Annotated in this window: 10 protein-coding genes; 5 read left to right on the forward strand and 5 right to left on the reverse strand. The window is 33.3% G+C overall.

Annotated elements, in window-relative coordinates:
- Positions 1 to 54: 54 nt before the first annotated feature.
- Together ACPLOV_RS10020 and ACPLOV_RS10025 are read right to left on the reverse strand one after the other, a co-directional pair.
- On the reverse strand, positions 55 to 1,416 hold the full coding sequence (locus tag ACPLOV_RS10020) for a sensor histidine kinase (protein ID WP_424911106.1): 1,362 nt from the start codon (positions 1,414 to 1,416) through the stop codon (positions 55 to 57).
- Complete coding sequence (locus ACPLOV_RS10025; protein ID WP_424909872.1) at positions 1,413 to 2,066, reverse strand: response regulator transcription factor; 654 nt, start codon at positions 2,064 to 2,066, stop codon at positions 1,413 to 1,415. The genes ACPLOV_RS10020 and ACPLOV_RS10025 overlap by 4 nt, the downstream gene beginning before the upstream one ends.
- Before the next feature lie 198 nt (positions 2,067 to 2,264).
- Here ACPLOV_RS10025 and ACPLOV_RS10030 point away from each other — a divergent pair, with 198 nt between their 5' ends.
- The 3 genes from ACPLOV_RS10030 (at position 2,265) to ACPLOV_RS10040 (ending at position 4,170) form a co-directional block, all read left to right on the forward strand.
- On the forward strand, positions 2,265 to 2,768 hold the full coding sequence (locus ACPLOV_RS10030; RefSeq protein ID WP_424909873.1) for a DUF2680 domain-containing protein: 504 nt from the start codon (positions 2,265 to 2,267) through the stop codon (positions 2,766 to 2,768).
- A gap of 68 nt (positions 2,769 to 2,836) precedes the next feature.
- Positions 2,837 to 3,679 (forward strand): 4Fe-4S binding protein, encoded by an 843-nt coding sequence (locus tag ACPLOV_RS10035; RefSeq protein WP_424909874.1) that lies wholly within the window; start codon positions 2,837 to 2,839, stop codon positions 3,677 to 3,679.
- A gap of 5 nt (positions 3,680 to 3,684) precedes the next feature.
- Positions 3,685 to 4,170: a hypothetical protein gene (locus ACPLOV_RS10040; protein ID WP_424911107.1), complete on the forward strand. Its 486-nt coding sequence runs from the start codon at positions 3,685 to 3,687 to the stop codon at positions 4,168 to 4,170.
- Positions 4,171 to 4,402: 232 nt separating this feature from the next.
- On the opposite strand, the gene ACPLOV_RS10045 is transcribed toward ACPLOV_RS10040, so the two are convergent.
- Positions 4,403 to 5,350 carry an AEC family transporter gene (locus tag ACPLOV_RS10045; protein WP_424911108.1) on the reverse strand — a complete coding sequence of 316 codons (948 nt, stop codon included), beginning with the start codon at positions 5,348 to 5,350 and terminating at the stop codon, positions 4,403 to 4,405.
- Between the two features lie 234 nt (positions 5,351 to 5,584).
- Between ACPLOV_RS10045 and ACPLOV_RS10050 the strand changes: the two genes are divergently transcribed.
- Together ACPLOV_RS10050 and ACPLOV_RS10055 are read left to right on the forward strand one after the other, a co-directional pair.
- Entirely contained in the window at positions 5,585 to 6,022 is a 438-nt protein-coding gene (locus ACPLOV_RS10050) for an NUDIX domain-containing protein (RefSeq protein WP_424909839.1), read from the forward strand.
- A gap of 758 nt (positions 6,023 to 6,780) precedes the next feature.
- Positions 6,781 to 8,229: a subtype B tannase gene (locus ACPLOV_RS10055; protein WP_424911109.1), complete on the forward strand. Its 1,449-nt coding sequence runs from the start codon at positions 6,781 to 6,783 to the stop codon at positions 8,227 to 8,229.
- 120 nt (positions 8,230 to 8,349) lie between these two features.
- Here the strand turns inward: ACPLOV_RS10055 and ACPLOV_RS10060 are convergent, their stop codons facing one another.
- Both ACPLOV_RS10060 and ACPLOV_RS10065 read right to left on the reverse strand, forming a co-directional pair.
- Positions 8,350 to 8,973, reverse strand: coding sequence for a lysophospholipid acyltransferase family protein (locus ACPLOV_RS10060; RefSeq protein ID WP_424909840.1), 624 nt, complete (start codon positions 8,971 to 8,973; stop codon positions 8,350 to 8,352).
- A 308-nt stretch (positions 8,974 to 9,281) separates the two neighbouring features.
- The gene (locus ACPLOV_RS10065; protein ID WP_424909841.1) at positions 9,282 to 10,166 is read right to left on the reverse strand and encodes a foldase protein PrsA; all 885 of its coding nucleotides are present in this window, start codon (positions 10,164 to 10,166) and stop codon (positions 9,282 to 9,284) included.
- Positions 10,167 to 10,308 lie beyond the last annotated feature (142 nt).

Consider the following 10,308-nt stretch of genomic DNA (forward strand, 5'->3'; position numbering starts at 1 on the left):
CTTACACAAAAACTTATACATTCTCATTTATTTATTAAAATTGTCTTTATAATGCTATTCGAAATTTGCTATAAGTTTGATGACAAATTCAGCTCCTTCACCTTTTTTACTGTAAGCTTCAATCTCTCCATGGTGCATGAGAATTATCTCTTTTGCTATGGATAAGCCAAGACCTCCTACTCCTTTTTTTGTATTGGTGCTAAAAAATCTATTAAATATATAAGGCAAATCTGCCTCATCAATTCCTTCACCATCATCCTTGATAGATATTTTAATAAGATCATTTTCTTTTTTGTATTCAATATAGATATTCCCTGATTCATTTGTATGATGAATTGCATTTACTATAATATTGCTGAAAGCTCTTTTTAAAAGCTCCCTATCACCTTTTATACTAACATTTTCAGTAAATGACCAAAACTTTCTATTTTCTTTAATTATATTTACTTCATTGATAATCTCATCAAAAAGTTCCTTTAAATCTATTGTTTGAATCTTTAATTGAATAACACCGGATTGTAGTTTTGATAGTTCAAGTATTTCATTTATGAGTTTACTTAAGTGTTCAGATTCTTCAATAATTGAATAGGAGTATTCCTTTACACCTTCTTCATCTAAAATCCCATCGTAAATGGCCTCAGCATAGCTTTTTATGATGCTAAGAGGAGTTCGTAATTCATGGGTTATATTAGCTATAAAATCCCTTTTAAGCTTTTCTGTTTTTAAAAGATTTTGAGCCATATGATTGATTGTTTTTGCAAGCTCACCAATTTCATCTTTGTTTTTAACATCAATTTTAATATCATAATTCCCCTTTGATATAGCCTTCGCAGCTTCATTGATTTTAAGAATAGGTTTTGTGAATGAACTGCTCAGCACATATGCACCAATAACTGAAGCTAAAAGGGCTGCAAAAAAAAGTATAAATATCTGATTTTTGATATTTTGAACATCATTTTGGACGTCGCGTAAAGGAATATGAATAAATATTGCTGCTATAATTTTATTGTTGTCAATTATAGGCATTCCTAATGTACTAAGCGTGCTCCTTTGAAAGTTTTTCTGGTCAGTTTGATATACTATTTTTCCCGATAAAACATCTAAAATTATTTGCCTTTCAATGTTACTTGTTCTTCCATGCATGAACCTGCCGTAAGATTCTATCAATTCGCCATTTGAATCGTATATTGATACCCTTCCATTAATAATATTAGCTATCTCATTTGCTTCACTCGAATAATCAAGGTTATTTATAAATTTATCAGAAATTTCTTTTGCATATTGTATCATTTTACTCTTTAAATTTGCTTTAAACCCACTCGTAATGATATTGCCTTGTAAAAAAAAATTTAATCCTAACATAAATAAAAGTAAAATCATTGTGTAAATCAATAGTTTAAAACTTATCTTTTTCATTTTTTCACCTCAAACTTATATCCATAACCTCTTACTGTTTTAATGTAATCTCTGACCTCTCCAAGCTTCTCTCTGAGGTTTTTAATATGTGTATCCACGGTTCTAAAATCACCATAATATTCATAACCCCATACTCCATTGAGAATCTGTTCTCTTGAAAGAGCAATGTTTTGTCTTTCATATAGATACAATAAAAGCTCGTATTCTTTTTGAGTTAGATTCACTCTTTGACCTTTTACATATACCTCCCGTGCTGCTTTATCAATAAATAAAATATCATCATGTTTATCTTTTCTTGTTCTTTTCATTATTGCCTTTACCCGTGCAACAATTTCCTTGGGGCTAACCGGTTTGACAACGTAATCATCGGCACCTAATTCAAAACCAAATATCTTATCGTCATCTTCTCCCCGGGCTGTTAGCATAATAACAGGTGTATCATCTTTTTTTCTTATTTCTCTCAATACACTCCAACCGTCTTTTTGAGGCAACATTACATCTAAAATGACTACTGAGTAAATTAAAGGTTGAAATTTTTCAATTGCTTCATTTCCATCCGATGCTTCTTCTACTTCAAATCCTTCTTTTTCAAGATATAACTTTATTACCCTTCTAATTTTTTCTTCATCTTCCACCAGTAATATTTTCAAATAGATTTCACCCCTTGAGACTCTTACGTTTGAGTTAAAAAGAATGTACTAAATTAATTTTAGCAAAAGTTTAAAAAAAAATCCTTATTTGTTTCAATTATTTTTTCTTAACAGTAACTACACAATTTCTTCATTTGGTTTTCATACAACCCCCGTATATTTATAGTTGTAAAACAAATTTTTTTGGAGGTGTTTTTAATGAAAAAACAAATAGCTTTTTTGATTCTTGTGGTAGTTTTATTGGCAAGCACTGTAGCTTTTGCCGCAACTACTACTTCCCCAGCTAATTTATCTTCAGGTGTCCCTGTTTCAACTCTGAATTTGGCAAGAGGTTATGGTGCACAATTTATGTCATCAATTGTAGCAAAACTTACTGGTTTAAAAACTGAGGATGTATTGGCATTAAGAGCTCAGGGCCAGACTTTTTACCAGATAGCTGTTTCAAAAGGCGTAACAGTAGAAAATTTTAAAGAAGCAGTGTATAAGGAAAAGGCTTCTTTAGTTGACCAAAAAGTAAAAGAAGGAATATTTACAAAAGAGCAAGCTGATGAAATTAAAGCAAATTTGAAATCAAGAATCGATAATTGCAATGGCCAGGGTTATACGAACAGGCCTCAATCCGGACTGGGTTTGTTTGGAAAAGGTGGAGGCATTGGTAATAGAACCGGACAGGGTCAAGGTATGAGGGGCTTTTGGAAGTAGTAAAAATTTTAAAGGCTTGGCAGGGTGATAAACCCTGCTAAGCCTATTTTAAGAAAGGAGAGATAACTTTGAATAAAGCAAGGGTTAAAAATGAAAAAATTAATTATTTTAGGCTTTTTACGCAAATATCATTTTTTATTATTGTTTTAATAACCGTAATAATACACTCCTTGGACGAAAAGGGAATTACAATAAATTTACCCTTTTTCGCCTATGCTTCCTTGCACAGTATATGTCCTTTCGGCGGAATTGTTTCAGTGTATAAATTTGTTACAGAGGGAGCCTTTGTTCAAAAAATACACGAATCTTCTTTTGTAATTTTAATGATAGTTATAATACTTTCCATATTATTTGGTTCTGTTTTTTGCGGTTTTATTTGTCCTTTCGGTTCGGTACAAGAATGGATAGGTAAGGTTGGGAAAAGGGTTTTAGGGAAAAAGTTTAACAGAATTATTCCTTCAAATTACGATAAGTTTTTAAGGTATTTTAGATTTGCAGTGCTGTTATGGATTCTATATGTTACAGCAAAAACGGGCACCTTGGTTTTTGCGGATTTTGATCCTTATAATGCATTGTTTACCTTTTGGACAGGGGAAGTGGCAATACAGAGTTTAATTTTTCTTGGAGTAGTAGTAATCCTTTCTTTTTTTATTGAAAGACCTTTTTGCAAATATTTTTGTCCTCTTGGTGCTTTTATCGGGTTGTTTAATTTTATAAGAATATTTAAGGTTAAAAGAGTTCCCGCTTCGTGCATATCATGCAAAAAATGTAGTAATGTCTGCCCGATGAATATAGATGTGCATAAAAAAGAGATTATTAATGATCCTCAATGCATAACATGTTTGCAATGTTCCTCTGAAATTAGTTGTCCTGTAGAAAATACGGTAATATTTGAAACCAAGAGGAGGTGATAATTATGAAAATAAAAATTAAACATTTAGTAGTGATAATATTATTAATTGTTTTTGGCGGTATAGCCATAAGTAATTATGCAGGGTTATGGAAAACTCAATCAGATAAAATCCCCAAAAAAGTATTTTCATTTGATGGACAGGAGATTTATGACCCAACGGATATTAAAGGATCTTATACCTTTAGTGATGTTAGTAAATTTTTTGATATACCTTTGGAAGATTTAGCAAAAGCCTTTGGTTTGAATGGTTCTGTTGCTGAAAATTTTAAGTGTAAAGATGTAAAGACTATAAAAACAGTGTCCCAGGGTGCCACCCTAAGTATGGATTCGGTTAGATATTTTGTTATATTTTACAAAGGAATAAAAGCGGATTTAAAAGAAGATGTATATTTACCGGCTCCGGCAAAAGAAATAATAATTAATAAAGGGACACCGCTAAAAGAACAAATAGAATATTTGGACAAACACTTAATCGGCATTGAATGGTGATTTTTTAATTAATTATCAAATTTTTAAATTATAACCCTTTTTTAGGAAATGTTATTTTCATATTATAAATAAAAATAGAATTTAAAGAACATTTTCAAAAGCGATTGATTGCGAATGTGTTGAGGTACAATCAGTTACTGAAATGCCGGATTACGGAGTTTCCACCGCAATGTTTAAAGACCCTTTCGGATATATATGGATGCTGAGTCAAATACAGGATAAATAAAAGAGATTATATAGTTGCCTTATAATAAAAAACCGCAGACATATAAATAATCATACTCGCTATAATATTCAATGTTATTACATTACTTGCTAATTCACTGTATTCCTCGGATAAATATTTACTTACGATTATCGGCATTACCAGTGCCGGTGGTGTAACAAGAAAGGTGAAAAAGGCATGGTTGAAAACAGGATCAGTAGAAATTAGTTTATCTATGACAGTATATTTAAAAAAATAACCGGTAGAAAAAATTATACTCATTCTTATTAGAATAAGCTTTAATGAATCTTTAATGTAATTTAAATTAAAAGAAATGTTATAACCAAGAACAATTAGAATTAATGGGGTAGTAAGGGATGATAGGGATTCGATTGTTGAAAAGATACCCTTATAGATAACATTAGAGGCTAAAAGGGTATCTATATTTAATTTATTTAGAAGGATTCCGGACATTACACCAATAATTATAGGACTTATAAGGGTTTTCAGGCTTTCTTTTAAAGAAGGTCTTTGTTTTTTGAAAACGAATTGTAAAAATGAACAAAGAAGTATCCATAAATATATTTCATGTCCCACGCTAAAAAGGGTAAATTTGCCGAGGTGCTGAACATCATACACCGCAAGGAAAAATGGAATACCGATGAATCCTGCAGCGCAACCGGTGCTGATAAATAGCACCAGGGGGTGAGAAAGCAATTTAAATCTATTAACAATTATTGCAGCGGTTAAAAAAATAATTTCCATTAGAATCACCAGTAAAAAAAGTAAGAAGTGTTCGTTTTTTATTTCCATAGTCATAAAAGAAGAAAATAATAGACAGGGCAGGGAGATATTTATAATAAATTCTTTAATATCGTTTATTGTGGAAGTTTTAAAAACACCTGTGATTCTGAAAAATTTTCCCAGCCCCAGCAAGATAATTAAATGGATCATTTTTGCAAATATATTGCTCAAAATAAGTCCTCCTCCGACAAATATCTTAATTATTTATTATACCAGACCAGTTAATTTCTAAAGTACAATTTTTGAAATTCTGTCAGTAGTATAAAAAATGGGGAATTTATTGATGCTGACACTAAAGCTAAGCCTAATATGAATGGGGGATTAGATTGATAATGCAGGAATCACTGGCGGGGCCGGGGTTACAATTGGGCAAATATGATGAAAAATGGCAGGGGAGGAGTTTTTATGTATCCTAATTATCGAATATCCGTAGAAATCATTTTGTTGCATGAAGGAAAGGTTCTTTTGACCAAACGTGCACCGCATTGTAAGGTTGCTCCAAACGTCTGGAATGTTCCAGCAGGAAAAATAAAATACGATGAAATTCCCATTCAAGGTATGTATCGAGAAGCAAAAGAGGAAATCAATTTGGATGTGGAATTGCTGGAAGAATTATCGGTAAGGAACTTTAAAGGTAAAAGTGGGGATGAAGATATATACCGCGTCGTGTTTACATACCTTGTCAAACCTAAAAACAATGATATTTCTTTGCTCAAACTGAACGATGAACACTCAGAGTTAGCCTGGATTACGAAAGAAGATTTAAATAATCCAAGATATGAAACGCTCCACCCCGATATACGAAATATTCTTTTAACGAAGTGTTTAAGTAAAGATGAATAAAGAGATGGTATAAAACTAAATAATTCTAATGTTTTATAAAGGGAAAAGGCTGCTTGGTATAGGGGTGATACACCCTGCTTGGAGTATACAAGCAGCCTTTTATATTTATTTCAATGATAAATTTAGAAATGCAATTTATTAATTTTCAAAATGAAATAAATTAGAAATTAAATGAAATAACAATATTCTATAAAGCAGATAAATGGGAATATTTTAAAATGGCATAATTATTGCTATAGTTTATATTTTGGGATATTTTAAAAATTAAAATTAAGAGAGGAGGTATATTAATGAAACTTAGAAGGCTGTTTGCTGCTATCCTTGTTTTGTCTTTCGTGTTAATGTCTTTTACAACAGTATCCTTAGTATCGGACAAGGCAAAAGCAATGGCAAGCCCCATTGCAACGGTATCCAAAACATCGGATGCTGTAAAAGCTACATTTAACCCTCAAACAGTAATCGTGGATGGTAAAAAGTTCAGGGTCGAAGCCTATAATATCGATGGATACAACTACTTTAAGCTCAGGGATATTGCTCAGCTGCTGAACGGGACGAAATCGCAGTTCAATGTTAGCGGTGATGCTGGTGCGAAAACCGTGTTTGCAACCCTTAGTGAGTCTTATCAATCTGCGGGAAACGAACTAAAAATTGGTAAGGATAATTCAAACTCATGTGTTCATAGTTCATGGAAATTAGTGGTCAACGGACTTGATATTGATGTTAATAAATATATTATAGGTGGGTATCACTTCTTTAAACTGCGCGATTTAGGAACTGCTTTCGGTTTTGCCGTAGCATATGATAGTAGCACTAATTCTACCGTTATTACAAGTGGTAAGGTAAGTTTGGTATTCAATGATAAAGATTATACTATAAAGACGGTTACCTTTGGCGATAAGACCATAACTTACCGTGCGTATGAAAACATCATTTATGTTTCAAATCCTGTAGATGCTAATTATCAAATTATGAATGTATACATACCTGAAGAGTATTTTGAAGGAAAAAATATAGGAAGCTATAACGCCGCAAATGCACCTATCTTTTTACCAAACAAGGTGGGCGGTTACATGCCTGCAAAGCCAGATAGCCCGGGATTTAAACAGGATGGAAGTCCGAATGCATCTCTAATAGCTCTTTCAAAAGGGTATGTGGTAGCGTCACCGGGTGCACGCGGTAGAACCCTGAAAGCTGAAAATGGCATGAATACAGGGAAAGCACCTGCTTGTATTGTTGATTTAAAAGCAGCCGTAAGATACCTTCGTTATAATGACAAGATAATGCCCGGTAGTGCGGAAAGAATAATCTCTAACGGCACAAGTGCAGGTGGAGCTATTTCCTCACTGCTGGGAGCAACTGGTAATAATGCCGATTATGAGCCTTATTTAGAGGAAATCGGAGCGGCTGCAACGCGAGACGATATTTTTGCAGCTTCCTGCTACTGTCCTATCACAAATCTGGATAATTCTGATACGGCTTATGAATGGGAGTTCAATGGTGTAAATGAGTTTAATTTTGCCGGAAGACAGGGTACTTTAACAGAAGAGCAAATTAAGATTTCTAACCAGTTAAAAGCAATGTTCCCAGCATATGTAAATAGTTTAGGGCTTAAGAAAGCTGACGGTACTCCGCTTACGTTAGATTCAAATGGTAACGGTCCATTTAAAGATTACGTAAAATCCTTCTTAATTGCATCGGCTCAAAAAGCATTAAATAAAGGTGTAAACTTATCAGCTATAGATGCTTTAACAATAAAAGATGGGAAAGTAGTAGATATTGATTTTGAAAAATATATCAAATACATTACCAGGATGAAACCAACCCCCGCTTTTGACGCTTTGGATTTAAGCAGCTGGGAGAATAGCTTATTTGGCACAGCAACTGTAGACAGTCAGCATTTTACAAAGTTCAGCAAGGAAAACAGCACAAAGGATGGAACTCTTGCTGATGCAAAGATAATTAAGATGATGAATCCAATGTACTATATCGGGACTAAAGGGACAACAACTGCTAAATACTGGCGTATACGTCATGGTGCAATGGACAGAGATACTTCTTTTGCCATTCCGGTAATTCTTGCTACAAAACTGCAAAATGAAGGCTATGATGTAGATTTTGAAATACCCTGGGGTGTTGGGCACGGTGGAGATTATGACTTGGAAGAACTCTTTAACTGGATTGAGGAAACGGTGAAAAAAGCGAAATAATGAAAAGAGAGGAGTTGGGGTGGGCATTTTATTCAATACCCACCCCCACTTTATTCTAGCACCTGCAAAAAGAAGAATCGCTGTTTCTAAAAAAAGATAGGCCGAATATGAATGGTGGATTTAGATTGATAAATTCTTACATATAACTTCTCTTATATAATTTGCTAAAAAAACATACATTTCCTTTTTATTTTCCTCATTTAAATTTTCTATAAAAATAGGTTTCTCAATAAATACTTTGATTCTTGCTCTTTTTGGAATCCACTTGCCTGGTGGAAGTACTTTATACGACCCTATTATAGCGATGGGCAGAATAGGCGCCTTTGCTCTAAGAGAAAGAAAGGCAAAACCGGGTTTAAATTCACTGACCTCTTCGTTTATGCTAATGCCACCTTCAGGAAAAATACCTATAACCTTACCTTCTTTTAATAATTCAATTGCTTTTTTTAGGGTTTTTAGATCTTCCTTTTTTTCTTTTACGGGCAGCACCCCAGTAATTTTCAAAATAATGCTTAAAAAGGGTATTTTAAACAAATATGAAGCAGCAAGAAATTTAATATTATAAGGTAATGCCACCATTAAAATCATTGGGTCCAAAATACTTTTATGATTTGATACAACTATAAGAGGGCCTTTTTTGGGGAGATTTTCCTCCCCTATTACTTCGATTTTAGTAAATATCCTAAATAAAAAGCAAAGTATTACCTTTCCCAAAATGTAAAAAAAACTTTTTATTAACTCCATTTATATTCCTCCTGTAAAGTATCTACTTGCAATTATATAATATAGCGATGTTTTTTAAAGGTGCGCTTGGTATGGATGTAAAAGCTATAATTGGAGCAAACAACCACAATCCTCTTGGCGCAGTAAATGATAAAAAAGAATTGCTTGAAAAGGCTTTTGATATAGGAAGAGAAAATGTCAAAGGATGATATTGGCTCGAATATTAAAAATAAAAGAAGGGATAAGTGGTAAATAGAAGGAACGTATATTTTGCACCACTTATCCCTTTTTTTGAATCATAATATGGCCCTGTAAATGCATTTCAATTACTATTTTTTATTCAATAAATTTTCGACATTATACTGTTTATAAAGCTCCTGCATCCACGGGTCGTATTCCTGCTGGAACTTCTGGTTGAAAAGGATATCCCTTATTTTTTCTTTGCTCTTATCAAAACTGGCTTCCTGGGCTTCCTTTTTTTCTTCCACTTTTATGATATGATAACCGTACTGGGTTTTTACCGGAGAACTTATCTCTCCTACTTTTAGAGAAAAAGCCACATCTTCAAATTCCTTTACCATATCTCCCCTGCTGAAAAAGCCCAGATCCCCGCCGTTCTCCTTGGTGGCGGTATCTTTCGAATACTGCTTTGCAAGTTCGGCAAAATCCTGGCCGTTCTTCAATTTAGCCGATATTTCGTTAGCAAGCTTTTCATCATCCACTAATATATGGCGGGCTCTTACTTGCTCCTTTTGAGCAAATTCATCTTTATGCTCGTTAAAATAGGATTTCATTTCTTCTTCGGTGATATTGATTCTTGGAGCAATAAGCTTTTTCGTCTTTATACTCATGGCCAGATTCTTTTTATACTCTTCGAAGGAATAACCACCCATAGCTAAGTTTTGTTTAAAAGCGGTTTCACCGCCATAGGCTTCATATATTTTTTCCAGTTCTTTATTAATATCTTCTTCGGTAACGGTGATGTTCTGCTTTTTGGCTTCCAAATCAATAATTTTTTGAGAAATTAAATAATCTAAGGCTTCTTCTCCGATGGTTTTTACCATTAGATCGTATAGTTCATCCTTGCTTATAGCTTCTCCGTTTACCTTTGCCACTGCTTCGCTTTTCTTTTCACTGCAACCGGCAATTAGACCTATTATCAGGGTAGCGATTATTAGAATAATCGCTGCTTTTTTAAGGAACAAATTTTTCATTTATATTCACGCTCCATATTTTGAATTTTAAAAACCACATATTTATAATATTAACAGAAAGTAGCGGTTTTTTCTATATGTAAATGTATGGAGCTTTTTGCTTTGTACCATTTTTTTAATTTCTATCACAAATTTATTGCAG

It is taken from the genome of Thermovenabulum sp., from assembly GCF_049723235.1.
Taxonomy (GTDB): Bacteria; Bacillota; Thermosediminibacteria; order Thermosediminibacterales; family Thermosediminibacteraceae; genus Thermovenabulum.